The following is a 25,569-nucleotide window of genomic DNA, read 5'->3' as shown; positions in this document are numbered from 1 at the left end:
CCTTGTGTTCGGACTCAGTGCTGGGCGAAGTGACTGGGCCTGCCATCTCGCCGGACCAGTCGGCCCCATCGGGCTGCCTCGGCGCGAGGCATGAGGGTCCAGGTGCCGTCGGCGCGGTGCAGGGCGGCGGAGTGCCAGGGGGTGGTCCAGGCGTCCGGGGCGTCGAGCAGGCGGATGCCGAACTTCGTGGCGCCGATGGGCTGGGGATGGATGGAGAGGCGTACGGCGTCCGGGTGGTGTTCCGCTATGAGGTCGCCCCAGGCGCGACTGCGCTGGATGACGCCGTACGCGCGTTGCCGACACGTGCGCTGGAGGGCGGAGCGGGTGCCGGTCCAGTGGGCGGTGTCCTCGGCGAGGAACCGGGTGATGCCGCGGTAGAGGGCGAGGGCGTGGGCGTCGGCGCGGATCTCGGTGCGAAGGGCATCCAGGGTGGGGGCGTAGTGGTCGTGGACGTGGGCGCGTTTGGTGTCGTGCGGGAGGTCGCCGAGCACGTCACGCAGGTCGAAGACGGCCAGTCGGTCCAGGCCCCCTCTGTCGATCTGCAGGCGTAGGTCGTCGGCGTAGGCGTCTATGTGGTCGTCGGGGACGCCGATGAGGTCGCCGAAGACATGACCGTCGGAGCAGATGATCACTCGGGCACCGGGCGGGTAGATCCGCTCGATCTCTCCGCACAGAGTGTTCAGGAACGTGAGCGAGAGGCGTTCGCCACGGTCGGGGAGGTGGCCGAGGACCTTGGCGGGGTTGGGTGACTTGCAGGGGAAGCCTGGCAGGGTGAAGACGATCGGAGCACCGTCGCGTATGAAGCCGGTGATCCGGCGCAGTTGATGCGGGAACGCCTCGGCCAAGGCCCGAGCCTGGTCGGTGGTGCGGTGGTGGGGCAGGAGCTGCTTCAGTATCGCGATGCTGGTGGTTCTGTGGAGCGTGTCGGGCGCGGTCGTCGCTGGCATGTCGTTCCTCCTGGTGTACGCGGGCACGGCGAAATGGCGCCGTGGCGGGTGGCCAGGCGCAGGTGGTCAGCGGGCGTGGGTCAGCTGGTGGCCGGTGTCAGAGGCGTCGGCCGTAGCCGACGGGAAGACGATTGGTGCCGCGGCCCAGGACGGCCGGGATCCACTCGATGTCCTCGTCTCTGATGGCCAGGCGCAGGCCGGGCAGCCGGGCGAGGAGTGTGCCCAGGGCGATCTGGAGTTCGGCGCGGGCGAGGGCGGCGCCGGGGCAGAAGTGGATGCCGTGGCCGAAGGCGAGGTGGGGGTTGGGTGAGCGGTCGAGGTCCAGCGTGTCCGGATCGGAGAAGCGGCGCGGGTCACGGTTGGCGGCGCACAGCGAAACGATCAGCGAGTCACCGGCCGGGACCTCGGTGCCGTGCAGGTCGCTGTCCTTGTCGAAGAAGCGCCAGGTGGTCAGCTCGAAGGCGCTGTCGTAGCGGAGAAGTTCCTCCACCGCGCGGGGCAGCAGGGAAGGGTCCTCACGCAGGCGCGTGAGCTGATCCGGGTTGCGGAGCAGGGCAACGAGCGCGGTGGTGATCTGGTTGGTGACCGGCTCCTGGCCGGCGACGAGGAGCTGGAAGATCATCGAGTCCAGCTCCTCCTGGGACAGTTCGCGGCGATCCCGGGCCCCGACCAGTCGGCTGAGCAGGTCGTCCTCCCCGTGCTCGCGCTTGTGCGTGACGACCTCGGCGATGTAGCTCTGCAAGCCGTGCAGGCGGGCCTCGTACCGCCGGCGTCCGGGGTCGGTGGGGCCGACCGGCTGGACGACCTTGCCCCAGTCGCGGTCGAAGCGGGCCGCCAGCACCGGTGGCAGGCCGATGACCTCCGCGAGGACGCGGAACGGGAAGTGCGCGGCGAAGCCGCCGACGAGGTCGGCGGGGCCGCTCTCGGGCAGGGCGTCGATCAGGTCGTCCGCCAGCTCCTGGAAGCGGGGCCGCAGGCTCTCGACCCGACGTGGCGTGAAGGCGTCGGCGACATGGCTCCGCATGCCGGTGTGCTTGGGCGGGTCCTGGTGGAGGAGGTGTACCTGGAGCTGGGAGTGCTGCGGCTCGGGCATGATCGAAGCGCGGGCCCGCCAGCGGTCGTTGCCCCGGTCGTGGTTCTTGCCCAGGCGGTCGTCGCCCAGGGCGGAGTGGGCGGCGTCGTAGCCGGTGACGAGCCAGGCTTGTACGCCGCTGGGGAACAGGACGCGGTGGACCGGGCCGGCCTCGCGCATCTGCTCGTACAGGGGGTAGGGGTTGGCCTTGTAGGGGCAGCCCATCAGCGGGACCGGGTCGGGCAGCGTCCCGGGGTCCACGGCCGGCAAGGGTTCTTGGGTGGTCATGGGCAGGCTCCTCAGAGGGCGAGTTCGGGCTGGTAATGGTCGAACCACAGGGCGAGGTCGACGACGCGTTCCAGGCGCAGACGGTGGCCCCACTCCAGTTGGTCGTACGGAGTGTCCAGGCACGGTTTGATGAGGGTCTCGTCGGCCACGGCGCGGACCTGTTCGGTGGCCAGCGCGTCGCGGGCCATGTCCCGCAGGCCGCGGTTGTCATCGGGGTGGTGGGTGGCCGGGTAGTGGTACTTGGGCCGGTGGAGCACCGAGTCGGGGGCGAGGCCCTTGCCGATGGCGCGCAGCAGGCTCTTCTCGCGGCCGTCGAAGCTCTTCAGCGCCCAGGGGGTGGTGAAGGCGTACTCGACCAGGCGGTGGTCGCAGTAGGGGACGCGGACCTCCAGTCCTTGGGCCATGCTCAGTCGGTCCTTGCGGTGCAGGAGCTGTCGCAGCCAGCGGGTCAGGGACAGGTGCCGCATCTCGCGCCGGCGGTGCTCCGCGGGCGTTTCGCCGTCCATCCAGGTGGGGTACGGCGGCCATGGCGCTCGCGTAGGTGTCGGCGCGGAACTCGCGTATGCGCAGGTCGAGCGCCGGGTTGAGCGGCATGGCGGCCTCGTCGCCGGTAACCAGCAGCCAGGGGAAGGTCCGGGCGGCCAGGGCTTTGGGGTTGTGGAACCAGGGGTAGCCGCCGAACACCTCGTCCGCGGCCTCGCCGGACAGGGCGACGGTCGAGTGCCGGTGTATCTCCCCGAAGAGCAGATAGAGGGACGTGTCCATGTCGCCGACGCCGATCGGCGAGTCGCGGGCCACGACGACGGCCCTACGGTGCTCAAGGTCGAGGAGGGCGCGCGGGTCGAGTACGACGGTGCTGTGGTCGGTGCCGATGAAGGCGCCGGCCTCGGTGGCGTAGGGCGTGTCGTGCCCGGTGCGCAGGACGTCTCCCTTGAATGCCGACGCCTGGTCGCTGTAGTCGACGGCGTAGGAGCGGGCGCGGGCGTCCGGGCCCTCGCGCCGGCGGAGTTCGTCGGCGAGCAGGGCGGTCAGGACGGTGGAGTCGAGGCCGCCGGAGAGCAGGCTGCACAGCGGGACATCGGCCTCCAGCTGGCTGTGTGCCGCCGCGCCGACCAGCTGACGGACACGTTCGACGGTCGCCTCCCGGTCGTGGACGTGGACGCCGGATTCCAGCTGCCAGTAGCGACGTTCACGGATCCCGTCCCGGTCCAGGACGAGGATCCCGCCAGGCTCGACCTCACGTATGCCGGACCAGACCGTCGGCCCGGTGTTGAACAGCAGGCTGTACGCCTCCCGCAGCCCGTCGGCGTCCACGCGGGGCCGGATCTCCGGGTGGGCGAACAGGGGCCTGGGCTCGGAGGAGAAGGCGAGACCGCCGTCGACGGCGGTCCAGAAGAGGGGCTTCACGCCGAGGCGGTCACGGACGAGGAGCAGGCGCTGTCGGCGTTCGTCCCAGACGACGAAGGCGAACATGCCCTCCAGATGGTCGGCGGCGTTCTCCCCCCACTCGGCGTAGGCGCGCAGCACGACCTCGGTGTCGCTGCGCGTACCGAACTGGTGGCCTCGGGCGCGGAGTTCGGTGCGCAGGGCGTGGTGGTTGTGAATCTCGCCGCTGTAGGTGAGCACGATGTCCGGCTCGTCCGGCCGGTCGGTCATCGGCTGCACGCCGCCGACAAGGTCGATCACGGCCAGCCGGCGGTGGCCGATCGCAGCGCGCTCGCCGAGCCAGACGCCCACGGCGTCCGGGCCGCGTGAGGTGAGGGTGGCGGTCATGGCCTCGATGACCGGGGCCTGGGTGCGGGCGTCGTGCTGCAAGGACGCCCAGCCGGTGATTCCGTACATGGGGGGGGCTCCTGGGTCAGGCACAGGCGGCGTCGGTGGTCTGCCCGGGCAAGGGGGCAGGTGGCCGACCGGGCAGCGCTACGAGGGGTACCGCGAGGCAAGCGGCAGCGGCGGCCAGGGCGAGCCCGGCGTGTACGCCGTTGCCGGGGCCGGTGAGGCCCGAGACGGCGGTGGCCAGGGCCGGGCCGAGGGTGAAGTCGAGGCTGCGGGCGAACTGGACCGTGGAGCCGAGGGTGGCCGTACGGTCGGGCGGGGCCGCGCTCATGACCAGGGCCTGGGTGGGGCCGCCGTTCAGGCCCATGCCGACGCCGGCCAGCGCCAGTCGCCATGCGACGTCCCATGGTGACCAGCCGTCGCCCAGCGGGACGAGCAGCAGCAACCCGGCGGCGGTGAGCGCAGCACCTGCCGCTGCGACGGGCCGGGCCCCGTACCGGTCGGCCAGACGTCCGCCGAACGGTCCCGCCACCCCCATGCCGAGCGGGAAGGCGAGGACCACGAGACCGGTCGTCGTGGCGCTGACGCCGTCGTCGCGCTGGAGGTGCAGCGCGACGACATAGTGCATCGCGGCAAAACCCGCGGCCAGCGCCGGCACGGCCCCGTGCGCCCGGAACAGCCCTGAGACACGCAGTACGCCGGTCACCGGACGGCCGCCCGAGCCGCTCAGCCACCACCACAGAGGCGGGATCGCGGCGAGGGCGAGCCCGAGCCGGGCCGGTTCGTCCGCAGCGAGGGTCAGCGGCAGCAGCAGGGCAGCCACGCCGGAGGCCACCAGCAGGGCCTCCACCGCCGAGCGACGCTCGGGACGCCTCAGACGTGCGTCCCGTGGCATCACACGCCATGCCACGGCGAGGGCGAGCAGGCAGAAGGGGAGTTTGACGAGGAAGACGGCGTGCCAGCCGAAGTGGTCCAGTAGCAGGCCGCCCACGGCCGGTCCGGTCACCGCGCCCAGCAGCCCCAGGGTCGCGGGCACGCTCATCGCCCGCCCCCGCAGCTCCGGCCGTACCGAGCGCATGGCGAGCACGGGCATCAGCACGAACAGCGCCGCCCCGAAGGCGCCCTGCGCAAACCGGGCGGCGATCAGCCAGGCCATCCAGGGCGCGGCGGCCGCCAGCGCGCTGCACAGGCCGAAGCCGGCGGTGCAGACCAGCAGGGCCGAGCGCATGCCGACGCCGTCCAGCCATCGCCCGGCCGGCAACAGCAGGGCCACGACGGGCAGTTGGTATCCCAGCGCGGCCCACTGGGCGGTTGCGGCGGACACGTGCAGTCCGTCCGCGATGTCCACCAGGGCCACGTTGACGATGTTCATGTCGAGCATCGCCATGAACGCCAGTGCGCCTGCCACGGCCACCAGCGGCCAGCGGTCCTCACCGAGGGCCATATGGCCGGGCTGTTCCGTTCCCGAACCCTGGTGCGTCACCGTTCTGCCCCTTGCGTCTCCTGCTTCCGTACCGCCTCGTCGCCGGCCGGGGCACAACTCGGTACACGGGGCGAACCTCCGTCACCCGGTCCAGTAGTCGGAGCAGAAGCGGCGACAGTTCCCGGCCAGTTGGAAACCCGGCTCAGGTGAACCGCTCGCGGTACTCAATAGGCGAGATCCGCAGCACCCGCAGCGCCCGCAGGAACGCACGGCGCAACGTGGCCTCCGTACCGAAGCCGACCACCGACCTCCCGGGCGATGCTTTCCGGACTGTCGGCCGTCTCGGTCAGCCGCCGGGACGCGAACGCCACGCGGGCCTGCTCCACGTACTCTCTGACCGACATGCTGGCCTGCGCGTGGAACAGCCGGGAAAGGTGCCGCTCGGACAGCCCCGCGTGCCGGGACAGCGTCCGCAGGGTCAGATCGCCTTCGGGGTGGTCGAGGACCAGGCGTTGCACGCCCGGCAGGGGGCCTCAGCCGTCACTGCCTATCAGCCCCTATGCGCGGGGCCCTGACTGTGGCTGTCCGATGAGGTGGAAGACCTCCCTGGCCGCATAGCGTTTGAGGCACCGGACGATTTCGCGCCGGGTCTTGCCCTCCTTGATCCGGCGCTCGTAGTAGTCCCGAGTGCGCGAGTCGACCTGCAGGCGGGTGAACACGATGCGATGGAGCGCGGCATTGGCCTGCCGGTCGCCGCCACGGTTGAGGCGACGGAACTGCCGACGCCCCGAGGAACGCTCAACGGGACTGACCCCGCACAGCGCGGCGAAGGACGCCTCGCTGCCCAGCCGTTCCGGGTTGTCCCCCACCGCGATCAGCAAAGCGACCGCCGTGTCCGGGCCGATCCCCACCACCTCCAGCAGCCGCGGGGCATGGCATTCGACGAGCCGGGCCAGACGAGCGTCCACCACCCGGATCTGCTCGGAGAGCACTCCGAACTGCACCAGAGGCCTGTCTTCATGCACGGCCACGACAGATTCACCCGCCCCACCGGCCTTTCGATCACACCGCACTCAAGATGGATGACAACGGCTTCTCACACCGCGCCGGTCCCAGGTACGTCCTTGAGGGGGCCGGCGTACGAGCTCCAAGGAGCCGATCTGCGTGTGTGTCCTCTGAGGGACGTCCACACCCCCCGATACGAAAAGCGGTGTGTCGGGCCGCATTCAGCTGGCTGACGCCGTGGAGAGTGGACCTTATGAAAGTCCGCAGCCACATCGTGCTCCTCGCATCCGTCTTCACCACCCTGGCGATCCCTGCTACCACCGCGCAGGCCACCGTCGGGAGCGGCTGTGACGCAGCGGCCCGAACCTGGGTGGAAGCACACCAGCAGACGGCGCGAGCCGAACGGGCCGCACTCACCGACAGGCCAACCGCCCGGGCAGTAGCAGATCTGAAGGCAGCGAAGGAGAAGTTCGCGAACGATTTCCTGCGCGCCGACCTCGGCTCGTACTCCATGGGTTACGACCTGGCCCAGCGCGTCAGTGACAACAAGCCGATCGCCGACCAGTGGCGAAAGTCCCTGGACCCCGCGGCACTGCGATCCGTGATCACTGCCCGGGACGCCTACCTGCAGGCGGACGCGGCGCGGGACACAGCCAAAACGGCGGCCCTGACCGAGGAAACCGAGGCGTACAGAGACCTGGTGCGCTGCTTGGACATCCCGAGCCCCACGTCGAGGGCCGTCCCGTAAGGGATCTTCGTAGCGGGTCAACGCCGCGTCGGTGGCGGAGTTGTGGGGTCCGGGGGGGTGCACAGAGGTGAAGGTCCTGGGCCGTGCTGTCGGTCGGAGAACCTACCGGACTAACCGATCATGGCCGGATGAATGCCGGCATCGAGCATCCCGGCCTGGCTACGGCCCCCTGCACATGGGGACTTCCGCGTAGCGGACTGGCGGCTGCCGGACCTGGTGGCGGCGGTGGCACTGGCGTCGCGAACGGAGCGGGGCGCAGCGTCGGACGCACCCCATGGACCGTCGGCCGCAGCCGGTCGTTCTGGCGTTGCGTCCCTCCCCAGGTGGGGCTGAGATCTGGGGCGTGTGCAAGAGCAAGAGTCTGGCTGCGAGCGGGGCCGTGGAATCGGACCCTGATGCTCTGGCCGGTTTCCCCTCACCCCATCACGAAGGGTGATGGGTGTGGTGGGCCGTTTTGGGGCGGGCGATGAGGTGGAAGTGGCGGGCGACGCGCCGGTAGGGGTCGATGCGGCCGGCTTCCCACTCTGCTTCGAGCACTCTGTCGAAGTCGTTGCCGACGGGTTCGTCCTCGAGGTGTTCGGTGAATACCCGCACTCCGTACCACTGCACGAGGTCGATGTGGTCTTCGGCGAGGATCCGTAGGATCTCGGTGCGGTCCACGCCGAAGCTGATCGTGCCGATGCTGCTGTATTCCACCGGGCTGTGCAGTGCTTTGAGTGCGCCGTCCCAGTCCCGTGCGAGTCCTCGTTGCATGGCCAGGACATCGGCCTGATAGGCGAGGAGGGAGATGAGACCTTTAGGCCGCAGGCATTGCGTGAGCACGTGCAGCAGGGGGGCCGGGTCCTGCAGGTACATCAGGACGCCGTGGCACAGCACCGCGTCCCAGTCGGCGCCTACCAGCTGCGGGGCCTGCTCGCCGGTGCCGTGGCAGAAGCTGACACTGCCCGGGGAGTTGTCGGCGTGTGGCAGCCAGGCGGTGCGGGCTTTGGCCAGCATGTTCTCGTCGGGGTCAAGAACGGTGACGTGGTGGCCACGATGGGCCAGCATCCGGGCCTGCACGCCGGTGCCGCCTCCGACATCGAGCACACGCTGCGGCGGTGCAACGGGAAGGTGTTCCATCAGCGCTCGGTCCACAAGCTGGTGGCGTACAGCGCCGCGGAGTGTGCTGCTGCGGCGGGCATACCAGTCGGCAAGCGGCTGACCGTGGTGGGTGGACGTGATCCAGGAGTTCATCACACGCTCTTCGAGGTCAGAGACTGGAAAGGGGCGTATACAGCGGGGAAGCGTGTCGCTCTTGGAGATCCGGGCACTCGGACTCGTTCTCACCTGCCGTCGATGGCCAGTTCCGCAACTGGATGTACCTGCCTTCCCAGGAGTCGTACCGCTCGGGCAGGTCCAGCCAGGGCAAGCCGCGGTACTTCCAGAGGTTCGCTTCGGTGCACCCGCCGACGCTTACGGCACTGGCCTCCCCGCTTCGCCGTCCGGTCCGGTAACAGGGGCTCGATTCACGTCCGTTGGGGGTCACTCAGCTACGCATAAGAACAACGATCCGATGATCCGAGGGGCACGGCATTACGCCTGCAATTCATTAACTCCTTGTCTCGATCTCATCTTGATGTCGTTCTCGCTGTGACGAGTGACCTCGTGCAGGCCCAGTCGCCGGTAGAGAGCCTGGGCGCTGATTGACCGCGAGGACGTCCAAGGTGAGGTCCTGGCCATGCCGACGGGCCTGGTGCAGGAGGCTGCGGATGAGCTGGCTGCCGATACCGCGTCCCTGATGGTCGGGGTGAAGCTCGATCCGCGCCAGGTAGCGAGGAGGCGTTCACACTCATCGCGGTGTGCATCGCCTTCTCGATCGTGGCCCACAGCAGCACCGACGTACCCATCGCCGAGCTCTTCCACGTCGACGAGCTCACCGACACCGAAGTGCCCGCCGCCCGGACCGGCGATGGCACGAGCACGGAGGAGCCCGGCCGTGTAGGAACGTGAGCCCGTCCGCCCGTATGCCGGCGTGACCGCCAACGTACCCAGGCTGTTGGGTGTGACCAGGTGAAGCGCTGCAGGAACTCGTCATCGGAGGATCGTGAACGACTGGCACAGCTGGGCCGCCATCGCCGTCTTCGTCGGCGCCTACGCGCTGATCATCACCGAGAAGATCCACCGCGTCGCCGCCGCGCTCGGCGGCGCGGCCCTCATGCTGGCGATCGGCGCGACCGACGACAGATCGGCCTTCTACTCCGAGCACTCCGGCATCGACTGGAACGTCATCTTCCTGCTCATGGGCATGATGATGATCGTCGGCGTCCTGAAGCGGACCGGCATGTTCGAGTACCTGGCCATCTGGGCGGTCAAACGGGCCCGGGCCAAGCCCTTCCGCGTGATGGTGATGCTCATCGTCATCACCGCGGTGGCCTCGGCCCTGCTCGACAACGTCACCACCGTCCTGCTGATCGCCCCCGTCACCTTCCTGGTCTGCGAGCGCCTGGCACTGCCCGTAGCCCCGTTCCTCATCGCCGAGGTCTTCGCGTCGAACATCGGCGGCACCGCGACCCTGGTCGGCGACCCGCCCAACATCATCATCGCCAGCCGCGCCGGGCTCACCTTCAACGACTTCCTGGTCCACCTCGCCCCGCTCTCCGCGATGCTGGTGGTCGTACTCATCGCGCTGTGCCGCTTCCTCTTCCGCAAGTCGTTCCAGTACGACGAGACCCGCGCGGAGGAAGTCATGGCGCTGGAGGAGCGTGAGGCCATCAAGAACCCGCGCCTCCTCGTCCAGGGCCTGATCGTGCTCGGCCTGGTTGTCATCGGCTTCGTGCTGCACCCGGTGCTGCACTACGAACCCAGCGTCGTCGCCCTGCTCGGCGCCGGACTGCTCATCGGCATCTCCACCGTTGAGACCGGCGAGGTACTCGGCGAGGTCGAATGGCCCACCCTCGCCTTCTTCGCCGGGCTCTTCATCATGATCGGCGGACTGATCGAGACGGGCGTCATCGGCGAGATCTCCACGGCGCTCGCGGACGCCATCGGTGACAGCGAACTGGGCGGCTCCATGCTCCTGTTGGGCGCATCCGCCGTTCTCTCGGGCATCGTCGACAACATCCCCTATGTCGCGACCATGGCACCCATCACCAGCGACCTGGTCGAGTCCATGGGCGGCTCCGGCACCCACGTCATGTGGTGGGCCCTTGCCATCGGCGCCGACCTGGGCGGCAACGCCACCGCGATCGGCGCAAGCGCCAACGTCGTCGTCCTGGGCATCGCCGAACGCAACCGACAGCCCATCAGCTTCTGGCAGTTCACCAAGTACGGCCTCGTCGTCACCGCCGTCACCGTGACGATCTCCGCCGGGTACGTGTGGCTGCGCTACTTCGCCCTGGCCTAGAAGGGAGGGAATGTGACGAGCCACGGGAACCAGCGAGCACCCCACCGTGCTCCACGTGATGTGTCCTCCCTTCCTCACCAGATGCAACAGCCCCCGCCGGCCGGCCACATGATCGTGTGCGGCGACGACGCCCTGGCCGAACGGCTGGCCGCCGAGCTGCAGGCGGTCTACCGCGAGACCGTCACGGTCGTTGTCCCCTCCGCCCAGGCGGGGGACGCGGCACGCGGCGGCTCGGCGGGCCGGGCGGCCGCCGCCCTCCTGGGCCGGATGCAGGCCGTCATGAGCCGGTCGGCCCGCGCCTCCCCCGACGGGGACGCCCAGGCGCCGCGGATCCTGGAAGCCCCGGAGCCCGACGAGCCGACCCTCGTCGAGGCCGGGGTGCGCGAAGCCGCCGCGCTCGCGCTCGTGTACGACGACGACGAGACGAACATCCACGCCGCCCTGGCCTCCCGCCGCCTCAACCCCCGCCTGCGCCTGGTGATCCGGCTGTACAACCGCAAGCTGGGCCAGCACCTGGAGGAACTCCTCGACCAGGCCGCGGCGGTGACCGCTCCCGGACTCGACCGGACAGCGCTCGACACCTCCACCACCGTCCTGTCCGACGCCGACACCGCCGCCCCGGCACTGGCAGCCACCGCCGTCGCCGGGACCAGCAAGGTCGTCCAGGCCGACGGACTGCTGCTCCGCGCCGCGGAACGCACCCCACCGGGCCGCGGCCAGGTCGCCGACCCCGGCCTGTGCACCCTGGCCCTGCTGTCGGCCACCACCAACGACCCCGCAGGCGCGGAAGGTTCGGACGCCAGCGGTCAAGGCGAGGGACCCCTGCTGCTGCCCGACGACCGCACAGTGGCCGCCACCACCGGCCGGGGCACCATCGTCCTGGAAACCGTCACCCACGCCGGACCCGCACTGCCGCCCGGCCGTCTCGCGGGACGCGGCATCCCGTTCGGCTCGCTGTTCTCTCTTCGCCTGCGCTGGTCCCTCGCCGGGCTCGCGGCCTGCGTCCTCGGCCTGGCGGTGGCGAACTGGCTGACGGTCCCCCACACGCATCCCCTGCACGCCGGCTACCTCACCCTGCTCGACCTCTTCGCCATCGACGACCCCGCCCTCGGCCAGCCCACCTCACGCCAGATCCTCCAACTCCTGTCCGGTCTGGCCGGGTTACTGCTCCTGCCCGTGCTGCTCGCCGCCGTCCTGGAGGCCCTCGGCACCTTCCGCAGCACGGCCGCCCTGCGCCGCCCGCCGCGCGGCCTCTCCGACCATGTCGTCCTGCTCGGCCTCGGCAAGGTCGGCACCCGCGTACTCACCCGACTCCGCGAACTCGGCATCCCCGTGGTGTGCGTGGAAGAGGACCCCGAAGCCCGCGGCATCCCGCTCGCCCGCCGCCTGCGCGTACCCACCGTCATCGGCGACGTCACCGACGAAGGCGTACTGGAAGCCGCCAAGATCCACCGCGCGCACGCCCTGCTCGCCCTGACCAGCAGCGACACCACCAACCTCGAAGCCGCCCTGTACGCCCGCTCCGTCAAGCCCGACCTGCGCGTGGCCCTGCGCCTGTACGACGACGCCTTCGCCACCGCCGTCTACCGCACCCTGCGCACCGCCCACCCCCAGGCCCTGACCCGCAGCCGCAGCGTCTCCACCCTCGCTGCGCCCGCCTTCGCCGGGGCGATGATGGGCCGCCAGATCCTCGGCGCGATCCCCGTCGAACGCCGGGTCCTGCTCTTCGCCGCACTCGACGTCGCGGGCCACCCCCAGCTCGAGGGCCGCACCATCGCCGAGTCCTTCCGCGCCGGAGCCTGGCGCGTCATCGCCCTCGACTCCGCCGCCCCCGACGAGCGCCTGCCCGACCTGGCGGCCGCCCCCGCCGACGACGGCACCGAACACCCCGCGGGCCTGGTCTGGGACCTCCACCCCGGCTACGTACTGCGCCCCCAGGACCGTGTCGTCCTCGCCGCCACCCGCCAGGGCCTGGCCGAACTCCTCGGACGACGGCCCCGGCGCCGGCCCCGGGCGCACACACCAGAGACATAGGCACATCCCTCCACCACCCCCGTCCCGTTCAGATCGACGCAGGTGGGCACGCCTCTGCCATACCCGCGTAGGTCTGCTGGTCCGGATGGGTGCCGACCGCACTGGCCCGTCGCCCCGGCCCCACCCGGCTGCTCGGGACCGCCGGGGGCACATCTCCACGGTCCGCGGCGGGCCGAGGCGTATGTTTCCCGTCAAGGGCCTCGCCCACGTCCTGAATGCGTACGACGCTGGGCACGAGGACGTATCAGGCAAGTGAGCAGACGAGGAGCCGATGATGCGCGCTCGCGACCTGGCAGTGGGGTACGAGTCGGTGAGCCTGGACAGTGACGCCACGGACGCGGCCCGGCTGATGGCCGAGCACCGGCTTCCCGCCCTCCTCGTGCTCGACGGACAGGGCGAGCCGAGGGCTATCCTCCCCGCCTCCCAGATGGTCAAGGTGCTCGTCCCCGCCTACGTGATCGAGGACCCGACGCTCGCTGCCGTCGTCGACGAGAAACACGCCGACCGGCTGTGCCAGGCCCTCGCCGGCCGCACCGTCGGAGACTGTCTCTCCAGCAGGTCCGTGGCGCCCCCGATCGCCGCCCCCGACGACACGGCCCTGGAAGTGGCCGCGCTGATGGCACAGGTCCGCAGCCCCCTGGTCGCCGTCGTGGACAAGGCCAAAGACGGCAGGCATCTGCTCGGCGTCATCACAGCATCGCATCTGCTCCACGAACTCCTCGGAGTGTCAGGGAAGTTGGATCCCACATCCTGATCCTGAAGGCCAAGGAGAGGCCGACGGGGCCGGAGTGGAAGGTCGTGTCGAACTGAGCGCGCTCGGGCTGGTCGGTGGAGGCATAGCGTCGCACCGCGCCCCGTCTCCTCGTCGCTCGATCAGCCGTCCGGCAGAACCCGTTCGCCGGACTCCGCGGCATAACTCAGGGAGATGTGCCGTGAGTTGGGCCGCAGTGGGGTTCGTCCGGAGCGGATGGCCGGGTGGGGCCCCGGCGTCCGCTGTGCGCGAAGACGCGGCCGGTGCCGTGGACGCGCAGAGCGACCTCGTCGCCGACTGCGGGCGGGACCGAGGCCGGGTCGAAGATCCGGGCGGCCACCGGCGTGCCGTCCCGCAGGCGCAGGGCGAGTACTGCGTCGTGGCCGTAGAAGTCGCGTCGTACGACGGTCGCGGTGACCGTGTCGGGGGCCCCGGGCGGGGCGAGCGCGATCTGCTCGGGCCGTAGCAGCACGCGCATCGGTCCGGTCGGCAGGGAGCCTTCGGCGGGCGTGACCGGTACGGCGCCGAGCGGGGTGCGGGCCCGGTTGCCGTCAAGGACGGCGGGCAGCCAGACCGCGTCGCCGACGAACCCGGCCACCCACGGGCTGGTCGGTGCGTGGTAGAGGCGTTCGGGCGGTCCGCTCTGGACGATCCGGCCGTCTCGCATGACCGCGACCTCGTCGGCCGTCGACAGGGCCTCCGCTTGATCGTGGGTGACGAGGACGGCCGTGGCGTTGTCGGCGCGCAGGGCGTGCCATACGTCCCGGCGCACCTCGGCCCTCAGCGCGGCGTCGAGCGCGTTGAACGGCTCGTCGAGCAGCACGACCGGCGGGCGCGGCGCGAGTGCGCGGGCGACGGCTACGCGCTGCTGCTGCCCGCCGGAGAGATGGTGCGGCATCCGGTCCTGGAAGCCGGCCAGGCCTACCAGGTCAAGTACCGCGTCCGCGCGGCCGCCCCGGCGGGTGGCCCGGTCAAGGCCGTAGGCGACATTGCCCAGGACGGACAGGTGCGGGAAGAGCGCGCCTTCCTGGGGGACCACCGCGATCCGTCGTCGCTCGGGCGGCACCGCGGCACCGCGGATGGCGACCCGCCGGCCGTCGACGCGGATGTCGCCTTCGTCCGGCGCCTCGAAGCCGGCGATGCAGCGCAGCAGGGTCGTCTTGCCCGAGCCGGAGGGGCCGAGCACGGCCACCAGCGTGCCGGAGCGGACGGTGAGGTTCACACCGTCGAGCGCCTGGACGCGGCCATAGGCTTTGCGGACGTCGGCGATGCGTAGTTCCGCCATGTCAGCCGCCTCCCCGGGTGAGGACTCCGGTGCGTGCCGACAGCCACCAGGTGGGCACGGCGGCGATGAGTACCAGCAGGGCCGCGTAGGGTGCGGCGGCGGCGTACGCGGCGACCGACGTCCGTGTCCACAGTTCGGTGGCGAGCGTGTCAAGACCGGTCGGGCGCAGCAGCAAGGTGGCGGGGAGCTCCTTCATACAGGTGAGGAAGACCAGTGCGGCCCCGGCGCCGATGCCGGGCGCGGCCAGGGGCACGGTCACCGTGCGCAGTACGTACACCCGTCGGCGTCCGAGTGAGCGGGCGACCTCTTCCAGGCCGGGTGGTGCCTGGGCCACGGCGGAGCCGACAGCGGCCACGGCCAGGGGCAGGAAGAGCGCCGCGTAGGCGAGCGCGAGCAGCCACACGGACTGGTAGAGCGGGTAGGCGACGTTGATCCCGAAGAACACCAGCGAGAGGCCGATGACCAGGCCGGGCAGGGCGTGCGAGAGGTAGGTCAGGCGGTCAAGGGCGACGGCGAGCAGACCGGGCACACGGGTGGAGAGCAGCCCCACCGGCAGGGCGAGCAGCACGGTCAGACCTGTGCCGAGCAGGGCGACTCCCAGTGAGTTTCGTGCCGCGGTGGCCAGCTCGGCGATCGAACCGGGCCGTGAGACCCCCTCGATGGACCAGCGGAGGAGGCCGGCCGCCGGCACTCCGAGAGCCGTCGCGATCACCCCGGTGGACGCGAGCGCGGTCGGCCACCGCAGCACGCCCAGGTTCAGACGGGTCGGCGGTCGGGGCGCCCCGCCGCCGACGCGGGCGTAGCGGGCACCGCGCCGTCGGGTGAGCTGTTCGGCCAGGAGGACGAGAGCGGTGAGGACGACGAGCACCGTGGCGAGCACCAGCGCACCGGTACGGTCGAAGCCGAGGTTGACCGAGGTGAAGACCGCTCGCGTGAGGACGTCGACGCGCACGATGGACACGGCACCGAAGTCGGAGAGCACGTAGAGCGCGACGAGCAGCGCGCCTGCCCCCACAGCCGGCCGCACCTGACGCAGCGTCACACCGCCGACCGTGCGCCATGGCCCCCGCCCCAGTGACCGCGACACTTCCTCCTGCGCCGGGTCCCCGCCGGCCAGCGCGGCGGCGACCGGCAGGTAGACATACGGGTACGAGACCAGCGTGAGGACGAGTGCGGCCGCCCAGAAGCCCTCGAAGCCCTCGACGGTGGAGACCCAGGCGAAAGCGGCGACGTAGCTGGGGACAGCGAGCGGCAGCGCGGCGAGCAGCCCGAGCAGCCGCCGCATCGGTACGTCGGTACGGGTGACCAGGAACGCCAGAACCACGCCGAGTACGGTGCACGCCGCCGTGACTACCGCCGCCAGCGCCACGCTCCGGACGACCAGCGCCCCGGTGCGCGCCGTGAACAGCTCATCGGTGATCCGGGCCCAGCCTGCCTCGCTGACCCGTACGCCCAGGTAGGCCAGCGGAATGAGTGCGATGCCGACCGCAAGCGTCGCGGCAGCCGCCAGCGTCGGGCGCGGAAGGAATCGCCGCACCCGACGGAGGGCAAGGGCAGGCGGCGTGCTCAGACGAGCCCCGAATCCTTGATCATTTTGACCGTGGCCTCCAGATCGTCCAGGTCGTTGAGGTCGATGTCCGGCGCGTTCAGCGACGCGAGCTCGGGCAGGCCGGGGGCGGAGTCGACACCGGCCACCAGCGGGTACTCGTACGTCTCTTCGGCGAAGTAGGTCTGCGCCTGCTTGCCCAGGAGATGGTCGACGAACGCACGCACGTCGGGATCGTCGTCGGCCTTCTTCAGCACGCCGACGCCGGAGACGTTCACCAGGCTGCCGATGTCTCTGTCCGGGAAGAAGTGGTTCTTCGCCTTGAGGGCGTCGACGGTGGTGCCCTCCTCCTTCGCCAGCTCGTACACGTAGTAGTGGTTGACAAGACCGGCGGCGATCCTGCCCTTGTTCACGTCGGCGACGATGGGCGCGTTCCCTTCCCGGATCTGAGCGTCGTTCGCCTTCAGCCCCGTGAGGAACTCCTTGGTCCTGTCCTCGCCGTGCTGCACGCGCATCGCCGTGATGAACGCCTGGAACGAGCCGTTGGTCGGCGCGATGCCGACCTTGCCCTTCCACTGGGGCTCGGTCAGTTCGAACACGGACTTCGGCAGGTCCGAGCCGGGGACCTGGTCCACGGTGTAGACCATCGTGCGCACGCGGCCGGTCACCCCGACCCACTCCCCGTCGTCGTCCCGGTAGGCGTCCTGCACCTTGTCCAGCACCGCGTCGGGCAGCTCGGCGAACAGATCCCGCTTGGCCACGGCTCCCAGAGCCCCGGCGTCCTGGGCGAGAAAGACGTCGGCCGGACTCCGGTCGCCCTCCTCCTGGAGCTGGGCGGCCATCGCGGCGGTGTCGCCGTAGCGCACATCGACGGTGATGCCGGTGGCTTCCCGGAAGTCGTCGAGTACGGGCTTGACGAGGGACTCGCTGCGGCCGCTGTACACGGTGATCTTCTTGTCGGACCCTGCATCGGGCCCCGACTCGCTCGGCCCGCCCTGATCCGAGCCGCAGGCCGCGGCTCCCAGGGCCAGCACACCGCCGAGGGCGGACGCCGACACGAGCCTCATCCAGGGGGTACGCACCATCCCACTCCTCCGCTGCCGGCCGGGCTGCGCATGGGGCACCTGATCACATCGGGCAAACAGTCATTATTAGGTCAGGCTAACCTTAGGCGGCGGGGATGGCGAGGCAAGCGCGGCATCAGGGTGAGCGTCGCTCCAGGCCCGTCAAGATCGGCAGCACCGCCACGCGTTCAGGTTGCGCTGGAGGCCGGCGGAGCCGACCGCCAGGAGCGCTGCGGCGAGCGAGGCCGAGGAGAGCACGGTGAACAACTCGGCGTAGCCGCCCAGTTCCTGGGCCAGGCTCGCTCCGGCCCAGGGTGCCAGTGCTGCGGCGACGGTCGCCGGGGCGGCAAGGAGTCCGGACAGGCGGCCGTAGTGGGTGGTGCCCCAGCGGTCGGTGATGGCGGTTGCCTGGAGGAGGGTGAGGTTGCCTCGGACGACGCCGGCCAGGACGGCCAGGAGGATCAGGAGCGGGATGGGGCCCGGGACGAGGCCGAGCGCCAGTGTGGTGGCCCCGCCTGCCGCGAGCAGCGCGGTGGTGCGGGTGGCGACGCCGGTGCGACGGGCGAGGGTGGCGTAGAGGGTGCGGCCCAGGGTCTGTCCGGCTCCGCCAAGTCCCAGGGCCCAGGCCGCCGTTGTCGTATCCGCGCCGCGTTCCGTCAGGAGTGGTACGAGGCCGATGACGACCCCGTACACGGCGAATCCCGACAGGGTGAAGGCGGCGGCGAGCAGGAGGAAGGGACGGCCCCGCGCGATGCTGCGGTGCCCTTCGGCCGTCAGGTGGTCCGGTTGCGGGGGCGCCGGTGGCCAGGGTGCGCGCAGCGCGAGGGCGTGGGCGGGGATCGTGATGAGGGCGAGGATCGCGGCGAGGACGGCGTAGGTCACGCGCCAGCTCAGGTGGTCCGCCAGTGCGGCGGTCAGCGGGGCGAAGACGGTGGAGGCAAGTCCGCCCGCGAGGGTCACCACGGTGAGGGCGCGCACGCGGTGCGGGCCCCACCAGCGGGTGAGGGCGGCGAACGCCGGGTGGTAGAAGGTGGCTGCCATGGCTACCCCGGCGAGCAGCCAGGCAGCGACGAAGGTCGCCAGGTTCGGGGCGGCCGCGATGGCCAGTACAGCCGTCACGGCGATGACCGAGCCCGCGGTCATCACCAGGTGCGGGCCGCGGCGGTCGAGGGCGCGCCCCACGGGTATTCCGGCGGCGGCGGATACGAGAAGGGCCCCTGAGAAGGCTGCGGTTGTGGCCGCCGTCGACCATCCCGTGTCGGCGGTGATGTGGGAGTTCAGGACGGGGAAGGCGTAGTAGACGATGCCCCAGCTGGTGATCTGCGTGGCGCACAGCGCGGGCAGAACGGCGCGCGGCCGCGAGTGGTCCGGTGTTCCGGTTCCGGTCGCGGCCGCGTCTGCGTCTGCGTCTGCGTCGGTGCGGGACACGATGGTCAGCAACCGCCGGAGGTGACCGGCGCACCGACGCCGAGCTGCACCACGGCCGGGGTGGCACAGCAGCCCCCGCCGGACTCCTCCTGGCTCTCCGTTTCGTCGAAGAGTCCGGCGCCGCCGCAGACTCCGGTCTCCGGCAGGGTCAACTCGACGCGCTCGGCGGCCTCTTGGTCTCCGGCGAGGGAGGCGGCGATGGAGCGGACCTGCTCGTAGCCGGTCATGGCGAGGAAGGTGGGGGCCCGGCCGTAGGACTTCATGCCGACCAGGTAGACGTCCTGTTCCGGGTGCGAGAGCTCGCCCACGCCGTGCGGGTAGACGGTGCCGCAGGAGTGGACGTTGGGGTCGATCAGCGGGGCCAGCTCGACCGGGGCCTGCAGGCGCGCGTCCAGGCCCAGGCGCAGCTCGTTCAGGAAGGACAGGTCGGGGCGGAAGCCGGTCAGGACGATGACCTCGTCGACCGGGTCGAGGCGGCGCCCGTCCTCGGCCACGAGCACCAGCCGCTCATCCTCCCGCTCGACGGCGTCGGTGCGAAAGCCCGTGACGGCATCGGCGTACCCGTCGTCCACCGCGGCCTTGGCCGCAAGCCCCAGCGCGCCGCGGGCGGGCAACTGGTCCGCCTCGCCGCCGCCGAAGGTCGAGCCGCTGATGCCGCGCCGCAGGACCCAGACCGCATGGGTGCCCGGGGCTGCCTTGGCGAGGTCGGCCAGATGGGCGAGCGTGGTGAACGCGGAGGCGCCGGAGCCGATGACCGCGGTGCGCCTGCCCGCGTAACGGGCGCGTACGGCCGGGTCCTTGAGGTCGGGCACGCGGTAGGAGATGCGCGCGGCCGCGGCGCGCTCGCCGAGGGCGGGCAGGCCGTCACCGCCGATCGGGCCCGGCGTCGACCAGGTGCCGGAGGCGTCGACGACCGCGCGGGCGACGATCCGCTCCTCGCTGCCGTCGGCGTTCTGGACGTGCACGGTGAAGGGCTGCCGCTCGCGGTCGGCGTCGACGACCCGGTCGCGGCCCCGGCGGGACACGCCGGTGACCGTCGCGCCGAAGCGGACCCTCTCGCCCAGCACGTCGGCCAGTGGCTGCAGGTACTGCTCGGCCCAGTCGCCGCCGGTGGGATAGGCGGCGCCGTCCGGCCGCACCCAGCCGGTGGGGGCCAGGAGCTTCTCGGCGGCGGGGTCGACGACCTCGGCCCAGGTGGAGAACAGGCGCACGTGCGACCACTCGCGCACGGCGCTTCCGGCCTCCCGTCCCGCCTCCAGGACCAGCGGCTCGATACCCCGCCCGACGAGGTGCGCCGCGGCGGCCAGGCCGATGGGTCCTGCCCCGATCACCACGGTGGGCAGGGCGGTGGCGGGCGCGTCGTTGATCGGCTCAGTCACGGTGACTCCCACGTTGTTTCGACATCCGTCGATGGCTTGTGCCGCCAGCATTACACCTGCTTCGATATGCGTCAACATAGACATCCATCGAAGCAGTGGATTCGGATCATGGAGCATTTCGATGTCGCAGTCATCGGCGGCGGACAGTCCGGCCTTGCCGCCGCCTCGCCGTTCTCGCCCGCGCGGCTCAGCGCCCTGCCGGGCGCCTGGAGTTCGGCGGGGACGGTGACCGCTACCCGCACCGCGGACGGCCGCACCGTCGGAGCGGCCGGGATCGTCGCGGCCACCGGCGCCTTCGCCGACCCGCTGCGGCGCGTACTGTCCAGCGCGCGGGACTTCACTGGAGGGCGGCCATCTGGAGCGGCGGCCGATGTTCACGGCCTGGGCCCTCACCCTTTGATTCGACGTGTGTCAACATAGACGTATGTCGAATGCCAAGGTCCTGCCGCTGCTGGAGCCGGACATCGAGCCCTGCTGCCCACCCCTGACCGAGCGCCCACTGACCGCCGAGGAGGCGGTGCGGACGGCCGCGATGTTCAAGGCGCTCGGCGACCCGGTCCGGCTGCGGCTGTTCTCGCTGGTCGCCTCGCACGAGGGCGGCGAGGCGTGCGTGTGCGACATCTCCGACGTCGGGGTGTCCCAGCCCACGGTGTCCCACCACCTGAAGAAGCTGAAAGAGGCGGGGCTGCTCGCCTCCGAGCGGCGCGGGACCTGGGTGTACTACCGCGTCGAACCGGCAGTCCTCGCCGCGATGGGGCGGATGCTGGGGCGCGTTGCCGCCTGACGTACCGGCCCGTTGGCCAGTGACCGGTCCGCCGCCACCGAGGCGGCCCCCGTCGTGACGCGAACCCCATTCATAGACCTCTGTCTATGTTCAGGTGCGAGTCACCCTCCCTTCGCTCCCCGTTAACATAGACGTACTTCTATCTATGTCGTTGGTTGCGGCCAACGGCCGCCTGGCAGCCCGCACTTGGCGGGCCGACAGATGGAGGTGCGTCGTGGATGGTGTGCGCAAGGGGCTGGCGGGTCTTTCGGCCATCGGTCTGGCGGCGGTGACGCTCAGCGGCTGTGGCGGGGGCGACGGCGGCAGCGGCAGCGGCGATCAGCTGTCGGGCACCGTGAAGGTCGACGGATCCTCCACGGTCGCGCCGCTGTCCACGGCAGCGGCGGAGCTGTTCGGTGAGGAACAGCCCAAGGTCCGTGTCACGGTGGGCACTTCGGGCACCGGCGGCGGATTCGAGAAGTTCTGCAAGGGCGAGACCGACATCTCCGACGCCTCGCGGCCCATCAAGGACGAGGAGAAGAAGGCCTGCGCGGACGGCAAGGTCACGTACGACGAATTCATGGTCGCCAATGACGCGCTGACCGTGGTCGTGCCCAAGTCCAATGACTGGGCCGGGTGTCTGACCGTCGACCAGCTCAAGAAGATGTGGGAGCCCGGATCAAAGGTCAGCAACTGGAAGCAGATCGATCCCCGGTTCCCCGACGAGCCCCTCAAGTTGTTCGGCGCGGGCACCGACTCCGGCACCTTCGACTACTTCACCGAGAAGATCAACGGCGAAGAGGGCAAGTCCCGCACCGACTACAGCCCGAGCGAGGACGACAACGTCACCGTGCAGGGCGTCGCCGGCTCCAAGGGCGGTCTGGGCTACTTCGGTTACTCCTACTTCGAGGAGAACACCGACAAGGTCAAGGCTCTGAAGATCGACGGCGGTGACGGCTGTGTCGCACCCAGCGTCAAGGCCGCGCAGGACGGCACGTACAAGCCGCTCTCCAGGCCGCTGTTCATCTACCCCTCGCAGAAGGCCCTGGACCGGGACGAGGTCGAGGCGTTCGTCGAGTACTACGTGGAGAACAACGCCGACGTCGCCAAGGACGCCAAGTTCATCCCGCTCAACAGCGCGCAGGAGAAGGAACTCAAGGCCACCTTCGACAAGTTCAAGAGCGGCAAGGAGTAACCGTGCCCGCCCGGAAGAGCCCGAAGGGAGAGAGCGTCCCGGGTGCCGGTGGGGGCCCGCGCCTGGGACGCTCCCGCCCCCGCCACGGCGAGCGCGTCATCCGGATCGGCCTGGTGGCGGCCGCCCTGGTCTCCATCGCCACCACCATCGGCATCGTCGTCTCGCTGATCGAGCCAAGCGCCCGCTTCTTTGGTGAGGTCTCCGTCAAGGAGTTCTTCACCGGCACCGAGTGGACCCCGCTCTTCGAGCCGCCCCACTACGGCGTGCTTCCGCTGGTCGCCGCGACGCTGCTGATCACCGTGATCGCCCTGCTCGTCGCGCTGCCGCTGGGTCTTGCCAGCGCGATCTACCTTTCCGAGTACGCGACGCCGCGCACCCGCAAGGTCCTCAAGCCCGCACTCGAACTGCTCGCGGGCATCCCGACCGTCGTCTTCGGCTTCTTCGCGCTGAAGTTCCTCACGCCGAGGCTGCAGAGCATCTGGCCGTGGGGTGAGGGCCCCGACATCTTCAATGCCCTTTCCGCAGGGCTTGTGATGGGCATGATGATCATCCCGACGATCGCGTCCCTGTCCGAGGACGCGCTCTCCGCCGTGCCGCACTCGCTCCGGGACGGGGCGTACGCGATGGGGGCGAGCAAACGCGTGGTGGCGACGACCGTCGTGGTGCCCGCCGCGCTCTCCGGGATCGTCGCCGCCTTCGTCCTCGGCGTCTCCCGCGCGGTCGGCGAGACGATGATCGTCGCCATCGCCTCGGGCAACCGGCCCAACCTCAGCTGGAATCCGCTGGAGGCGATGCAGACCATGACGGGCTTCATCGCCCAGGCCGCGAGCGGCGACGTGCCCGTGGGGACCGTGGACTATCACACCCTCTTCGCCGTCGGACTGCTCCTGTTCACGCTGACGTTCGCCATGAACGCCGTGTCCATCCGCCTGGTCCGCCGCTTCCGGGAGGTGTACGAATGAGCGCCCCTACACCGCCCGTCATGACCAAACCGGTGCCGCCGACCCCGCTCGGCCGCAGGCGCCCCCGCCCCGCCGACACCCTCTTCCGCCTCGCCCTGCTCGCCTCCCTCGCCATCGCTCTGCTCTTCCTCGCGATCCTGATCGGATACGTCCTCTACGAAGGTGTGAGCCGCCTCGACAGCCGGCTGTGGAACAACTTCCCCTCCATCCGCCACCCCGAGCGGGCCGGTGCGCAATCCGCGATCTGGGGCTCGGTGTGGGTGGTGGGCCTGACCGGCCTGCTGTGCCTGCCCGTTGGAGTCGCCGCGGCCATCCACCTGGAGGAGTACGCCGACCCCACGCGCTGGTACAACCGCTGGCTGGAACTGAACATCCAGAACCTCGCCGCGGTGCCCTCCGTCGTCTACGGCATCCTCGGGCTCGGCCTGATCGCCCGCGGCATGGGACTTGGCACCACGATCCTCACCGCGTCCCTGACCCTCGCGCTGCTCGTCCTGCCCATCGTGATCATCGCCTCGCGGGAGGCGATCAGGGCCGTGCCGAACTCCATCCGGCTCGGCTCGCTCGCCCTCGGCGCCACCAAGTGGCAGACCGTGTGGCGCCAGGTCCTGCCCGCCGCACTGCCCGGCATCGCCACCGGCTCGATCCTCGCCCTCTCGCGCGCAATGGGCGAGGCCGCGCCGCTGCTGCTGCTCGGTGGGCTCACGTACGTCGCGTTCAACCCGGACGGCATCAACTCCGCGTTCACCGTCCTGCCCATCCAGATCTTCAACTGGACCAGCCAGTCCCGCGAGGAGTTCGCGGCGCTCGCCGCCGCGGCCATCGTCGCCCTCCTGTTCCTGCTGCTCGCGATGAACTCCCTCGCCATCTTCATCCGCAACAAGTACGGAAAGCGCTGGTGACCCCGCCATGTCCGGAACGGCCCTGACCGACACGGCCCCCGTCGACTTCGCGCCGAGCGGCTCCGTCTTCGACATCAAGGACCTGTCCGTCTTCTACGGCGACTACGAAGCCGTACGCGAGGTGAACCTCGCCGTCCGGCCGCGCCAGATCACCGCCCTCATCGGCCCGTCCGGCTGCGGCAAGTCCACGGTGATCCGCTGCCTCAACCGCATGAACGACCTCATTCCCGGCGCCCGGGTGCGGGGCAAAGTCGCCTACCACGGCGAGGACTTGTACGCCGAGCACGTCGACCCCATCGAGGTGCGCCGCCGTATCGGTATGGTCTTCCAGAAGCCGAACCCCTTCCCCAAGTCCGTGTACGACAACGTCGCCTACGGCCCGCGCGTGAACGGCGAACGCGGCCGCCCCACCCTGGACGGCATCGTCGAGAAGGCCCTCAAGGACGCGGCGCTGTGGGAGGAGGTCAAGGACAAACTGGGCGGCAGCGCGCTCGCCCTCTCCGGCGGGCAGCAGCAGCGGCTCTGCATCGCCCGCACCATCGCCGTACGCCCCGAGGTGATCCTGATGGACGAGCCCTGCTCGGCGCTCGACCCCATCGCCACCGCCAAGATCGAGGATCTGATGGAGACGCTGACCACGCAGTTCACGATCGTCATCGTCACGCACAACATGCAGCAGGCGGCCCGCGTCTCGCACCGCACCGCCTTCTTCACCGCCGACGTCGACGACAAGGGAGAGCGGCACGGGCGGCTCGTCGAGGTCGACGACACCGAGAAGATCTTCGAAGGGCCGAGCGACCAGCGGACCGAGGACTACATCTCCGGCCGGTTCGGATGACCGTCATGGCAGCCGAAGCGGGCACCGAAGCAGAGCGGGGTCAGCGGGAGGAGGCGCGACGGCTTCTGCCGACGCTCCTCGTCGCCGACCGGGACCGGCAGCTGCTCTCCCGCGTCCAGCACGAACTGGCCGACCAGGCACTGGAGATCACCGTCTGCCAGACCCTGCCGGAGCTCCTCGTGGAAGCCGCTGCCACACTCCCGGACACGGTCCTTCTGGACATCGGGCTCCCGGGCGCTGAACTGCCCTCCACTGTCCGCCTGTTGCGACGCCGGCTGGCCCTGACCGTGGTCCTGGCCGCAGGGCCCGACCAGGGCGAGCTGATCTCGCTGGGCCTCGCCGCGGGAGCCGCCGCGTGCCTGCCCCGGCCCTACAGCCCCCTCGACCTGCTGCGCCTGGCCACGACAGGCACCGCACCGACCGGCCCGCAGCCGCTCCTCGTCACGTCCGGGCCCTTGCGGGTGGGCGACCTCGAACTCGACCCGGTCGGCTACCAGTTCCGCCGCGGTGGCGCCGCGACGATACTTCCACTGCGCGAATTCCAGCTCCTCGCCTGCCTGATGGCCAAGCCCAACCAGGTGCTCAGCCGCGAGTCCCTGCTCGACCAGGTCTGGGGCAGCAGCTACGTCCCCGAAAGCAACACCCTCAGCGTCCACATCGGCCGCCTGCGCAAACGCCTGGCACAGCCGCCCGCCAGCTGCTGCACCATCGACGCCGTACGCGGCCTCGGGTACCGCCTCACCTGTCCGTGATCGACCGCACGTTCGTCACTTCGTAAACT

At 70.5% G+C, this 25,569-nt stretch carries 23 protein-coding genes and 2 pseudogenes; 12 read left to right on the top strand and 13 right to left on the bottom strand.

The window, feature by feature from the left end:
* Nucleotides 1-14: 14 nt before the first annotated feature.
* The 6 genes and pseudogenes from AB0O76_RS17150 to AB0O76_RS17125 all read right to left on the bottom strand — a co-directional run bounded on the left by AB0O76_RS17150 (nucleotide 15) and on the right by AB0O76_RS17125 (nucleotide 6,537).
* Nucleotides 15-947 (bottom strand): isocyanide synthase family protein, encoded by a 933-nt coding sequence (locus tag AB0O76_RS17150; protein ID WP_365491160.1) that lies wholly within the window; start codon nucleotides 945-947, stop codon nucleotides 15-17.
* A 97-nt stretch (nucleotides 948-1,044) separates the two neighbouring features.
* Complete coding sequence (locus tag AB0O76_RS17145) at nucleotides 1,045-2,307, bottom strand: cytochrome P450 (protein ID WP_365491157.1); 1,263 nt, start codon at nucleotides 2,305-2,307, stop codon at nucleotides 1,045-1,047.
* An 11-nt stretch (nucleotides 2,308-2,318) separates the two neighbouring features.
* A pseudogene (asnB, locus tag AB0O76_RS17140) lies at nucleotides 2,319-4,149 on the bottom strand (asparagine synthase (glutamine-hydrolyzing)).
* Nucleotides 4,150-4,165: 16 nt separating this feature from the next.
* Nucleotides 4,166-5,566, bottom strand: a complete 1,401-nt coding sequence (locus AB0O76_RS17135) for an MFS transporter (RefSeq protein WP_365491154.1) — start codon at nucleotides 5,564-5,566, stop codon at nucleotides 4,166-4,168.
* Between the two features lie 164 nt (nucleotides 5,567-5,730).
* Nucleotides 5,731-6,024 (bottom strand): AraC family transcriptional regulator, encoded by a 294-nt coding sequence (locus AB0O76_RS17130; protein WP_365491151.1) that lies wholly within the window; start codon nucleotides 6,022-6,024, stop codon nucleotides 5,731-5,733.
* A 39-nt stretch (nucleotides 6,025-6,063) separates the two neighbouring features.
* On the bottom strand, nucleotides 6,064-6,537 hold the full coding sequence (locus tag AB0O76_RS17125) for a transposase (RefSeq protein WP_365491148.1): 474 nt from the start codon (nucleotides 6,535-6,537) through the stop codon (nucleotides 6,064-6,066).
* A 227-nt stretch (nucleotides 6,538-6,764) separates the two neighbouring features.
* Here AB0O76_RS17125 and AB0O76_RS17120 point away from each other — a divergent pair, with 227 nt between their 5' ends.
* On the top strand, nucleotides 6,765-7,259 hold the full coding sequence (locus tag AB0O76_RS17120; RefSeq protein WP_365491145.1) for a hypothetical protein: 495 nt from the start codon (nucleotides 6,765-6,767) through the stop codon (nucleotides 7,257-7,259).
* Between the two features lie 423 nt (nucleotides 7,260-7,682).
* Here AB0O76_RS17120 and AB0O76_RS17115 read toward each other — a convergent pair whose 3' ends face one another.
* On the bottom strand, nucleotides 7,683-8,393 hold the full coding sequence (locus tag AB0O76_RS17115) for a methyltransferase domain-containing protein (protein ID WP_365491142.1): 711 nt from the start codon (nucleotides 8,391-8,393) through the stop codon (nucleotides 7,683-7,685).
* A gap of 454 nt (nucleotides 8,394-8,847) precedes the next feature.
* Nucleotides 8,848-9,024, bottom strand: coding sequence for a hypothetical protein (locus AB0O76_RS17110; protein ID WP_365491575.1), 177 nt, complete (start codon nucleotides 9,022-9,024; stop codon nucleotides 8,848-8,850).
* A 47-nt stretch (nucleotides 9,025-9,071) separates the two neighbouring features.
* Here AB0O76_RS17110 and AB0O76_RS17105 point away from each other — a divergent pair.
* The 4 genes and pseudogenes from AB0O76_RS17105 to AB0O76_RS17090 all read left to right on the top strand — a co-directional run.
* Nucleotides 9,072-9,248 (top strand): annotated as a pseudogene (locus AB0O76_RS17105) (sodium:proton antiporter); the annotation flags it as partial.
* 94 nt (nucleotides 9,249-9,342) lie between these two features.
* The gene (locus AB0O76_RS17100) at nucleotides 9,343-10,641 is read left to right on the top strand and encodes an ArsB/NhaD family transporter (RefSeq protein ID WP_365491139.1); all 1,299 of its coding nucleotides are present in this window, start codon (nucleotides 9,343-9,345) and stop codon (nucleotides 10,639-10,641) included.
* An 81-nt stretch (nucleotides 10,642-10,722) separates the two neighbouring features.
* The gene (locus AB0O76_RS17095; protein WP_365491136.1) at nucleotides 10,723-12,675 is read left to right on the top strand and encodes an NAD-binding protein; all 1,953 of its coding nucleotides are present in this window, start codon (nucleotides 10,723-10,725) and stop codon (nucleotides 12,673-12,675) included.
* A 274-nt stretch (nucleotides 12,676-12,949) separates the two neighbouring features.
* The gene (locus tag AB0O76_RS17090; RefSeq protein WP_365491133.1) at nucleotides 12,950-13,429 is read left to right on the top strand and encodes a CBS domain-containing protein; all 480 of its coding nucleotides are present in this window, start codon (nucleotides 12,950-12,952) and stop codon (nucleotides 13,427-13,429) included.
* Between the two features lie 163 nt (nucleotides 13,430-13,592).
* On the opposite strand, the gene AB0O76_RS17085 is transcribed toward AB0O76_RS17090, so the two are convergent.
* From AB0O76_RS17085 to AB0O76_RS17065, 5 genes are all read right to left on the bottom strand, one after another.
* Nucleotides 13,593-14,711, bottom strand: coding sequence for an ABC transporter ATP-binding protein (locus tag AB0O76_RS17085; protein ID WP_365491130.1), 1,119 nt, complete (start codon nucleotides 14,709-14,711; stop codon nucleotides 13,593-13,595).
* A 1-nt stretch (nucleotide 14,712) separates the two neighbouring features.
* The gene (locus AB0O76_RS17080; protein WP_365491127.1) at nucleotides 14,713-16,248 is read right to left on the bottom strand and encodes an iron ABC transporter permease; all 1,536 of its coding nucleotides are present in this window, start codon (nucleotides 16,246-16,248) and stop codon (nucleotides 14,713-14,715) included.
* Between the two features lie 29 nt (nucleotides 16,249-16,277).
* Nucleotides 16,278-17,342, bottom strand: coding sequence for an iron ABC transporter substrate-binding protein (locus tag AB0O76_RS17075; protein ID WP_365491124.1), 1,065 nt, complete (start codon nucleotides 17,340-17,342; stop codon nucleotides 16,278-16,280).
* A gap of 141 nt (nucleotides 17,343-17,483) precedes the next feature.
* On the bottom strand, nucleotides 17,484-18,749 hold the full coding sequence (locus AB0O76_RS17070; RefSeq protein WP_365491121.1) for an MFS transporter: 1,266 nt from the start codon (nucleotides 18,747-18,749) through the stop codon (nucleotides 17,484-17,486).
* Between the two features lie 5 nt (nucleotides 18,750-18,754).
* Nucleotides 18,755-20,212, bottom strand: coding sequence for an NAD(P)-binding domain-containing protein (locus AB0O76_RS17065; RefSeq protein WP_365491118.1), 1,458 nt, complete (start codon nucleotides 20,210-20,212; stop codon nucleotides 18,755-18,757).
* Between the two features lie 24 nt (nucleotides 20,213-20,236).
* Between AB0O76_RS17065 and AB0O76_RS17060 the strand changes: the two genes are divergently transcribed.
* The 7 genes from AB0O76_RS17060 to AB0O76_RS17030 all read left to right on the top strand — a co-directional run bounded on the left by AB0O76_RS17060 (nucleotide 20,237) and on the right by AB0O76_RS17030 (nucleotide 25,540).
* The gene (locus AB0O76_RS17060) at nucleotides 20,237-20,548 is read left to right on the top strand and encodes a hypothetical protein (protein WP_365491115.1); all 312 of its coding nucleotides are present in this window, start codon (nucleotides 20,237-20,239) and stop codon (nucleotides 20,546-20,548) included.
* Between the two features lie 4 nt (nucleotides 20,549-20,552).
* Entirely contained in the window at nucleotides 20,553-20,912 is a 360-nt protein-coding gene (locus AB0O76_RS17055) for a metalloregulator ArsR/SmtB family transcription factor (protein WP_365491112.1), read from the top strand.
* A gap of 214 nt (nucleotides 20,913-21,126) precedes the next feature.
* Nucleotides 21,127-22,086, top strand: coding sequence for a PstS family phosphate ABC transporter substrate-binding protein (locus AB0O76_RS17050; protein WP_365491110.1), 960 nt, complete (start codon nucleotides 21,127-21,129; stop codon nucleotides 22,084-22,086).
* 2 nt (nucleotides 22,087-22,088) lie between these two features.
* Complete coding sequence (gene pstC / locus AB0O76_RS17045) at nucleotides 22,089-23,048, top strand: phosphate ABC transporter permease subunit PstC (RefSeq protein ID WP_365491107.1); 960 nt, start codon at nucleotides 22,089-22,091, stop codon at nucleotides 23,046-23,048.
* Nucleotides 23,049-23,068: 20 nt separating this feature from the next.
* The gene (pstA, locus tag AB0O76_RS17040) at nucleotides 23,069-23,950 is read left to right on the top strand and encodes a phosphate ABC transporter permease PstA (RefSeq protein ID WP_365491104.1); all 882 of its coding nucleotides are present in this window, start codon (nucleotides 23,069-23,071) and stop codon (nucleotides 23,948-23,950) included.
* A gap of 7 nt (nucleotides 23,951-23,957) precedes the next feature.
* Nucleotides 23,958-24,788, top strand: coding sequence for a phosphate ABC transporter ATP-binding protein PstB (gene pstB, locus AB0O76_RS17035; protein WP_365491101.1), 831 nt, complete (start codon nucleotides 23,958-23,960; stop codon nucleotides 24,786-24,788).
* 5 nt (nucleotides 24,789-24,793) lie between these two features.
* Nucleotides 24,794-25,540 carry a response regulator transcription factor gene (locus AB0O76_RS17030; protein ID WP_365491098.1) on the top strand — a complete coding sequence of 249 codons (747 nt, stop codon included), beginning with the start codon at nucleotides 24,794-24,796 and terminating at the stop codon, nucleotides 25,538-25,540.
* The last annotated feature ends 29 nt before the right edge of the window (nucleotides 25,541-25,569 follow it).

The sequence above is a fragment of the Streptomyces sp. NPDC086554 genome (assembly GCF_040686095.1).
GTDB lineage: Bacteria > Actinomycetota > Actinomycetes > Streptomycetales > Streptomycetaceae > Streptomyces.
The sequence above is the reverse complement of the archived record's forward strand: the minus strand, read 5'-3'. Positions and strand labels throughout refer to the sequence as shown.

Excerpts from the sequence above, each read along its gene's own strand:
- AB0O76_RS17060 (WP_365491115.1), top strand. The coding sequence starts at position 20,237 with ATGGAGCATTTCGATGTCGCAGTCATCGGCGGCGGACAGTCCGGCCTT.
- AB0O76_RS17030 (WP_365491098.1), top strand. The coding sequence starts at position 24,794 with ATGGCAGCCGAAGCGGGCACCGAAGCAGAGCGGGGTCAGCGGGAGGAG.
- AB0O76_RS17065 (WP_365491118.1), bottom strand. The coding sequence starts at position 20,212 with ATGTCTATGTTGACGCATATCGAAGCAGGTGTAATGCTGGCGGCACAA.
- AB0O76_RS17055 (WP_365491112.1), top strand. The coding sequence starts at position 20,553 with ATGTCGAATGCCAAGGTCCTGCCGCTGCTGGAGCCGGACATCGAGCCC.
- pstB (WP_365491101.1), top strand. The coding sequence starts at position 23,958 with ATGTCCGGAACGGCCCTGACCGACACGGCCCCCGTCGACTTCGCGCCG.
- AB0O76_RS17095 (WP_365491136.1), top strand. The coding sequence starts at position 10,723 with ATGCAACAGCCCCCGCCGGCCGGCCACATGATCGTGTGCGGCGACGAC.
- AB0O76_RS17150 (WP_365491160.1), bottom strand. The coding sequence starts at position 947 with ATGCCAGCGACGACCGCGCCCGACACGCTCCACAGAACCACCAGCATC.
- AB0O76_RS17075 (WP_365491124.1), bottom strand. The coding sequence starts at position 17,342 with ATGGTGCGTACCCCCTGGATGAGGCTCGTGTCGGCGTCCGCCCTCGGC.
- AB0O76_RS17085 (WP_365491130.1), bottom strand. The coding sequence starts at position 14,711 with ATGGCGGAACTACGCATCGCCGACGTCCGCAAAGCCTATGGCCGCGTC.
- AB0O76_RS17145 (WP_365491157.1), bottom strand. The coding sequence starts at position 2,307 with ATGACCACCCAAGAACCCTTGCCGGCCGTGGACCCCGGGACGCTGCCC.
- AB0O76_RS17090 (WP_365491133.1), top strand. The coding sequence starts at position 12,950 with ATGCGCGCTCGCGACCTGGCAGTGGGGTACGAGTCGGTGAGCCTGGAC.
- AB0O76_RS17120 (WP_365491145.1), top strand. The coding sequence starts at position 6,765 with ATGAAAGTCCGCAGCCACATCGTGCTCCTCGCATCCGTCTTCACCACC.
- pstA (WP_365491104.1), top strand. The coding sequence starts at position 23,069 with ATGACCAAACCGGTGCCGCCGACCCCGCTCGGCCGCAGGCGCCCCCGC.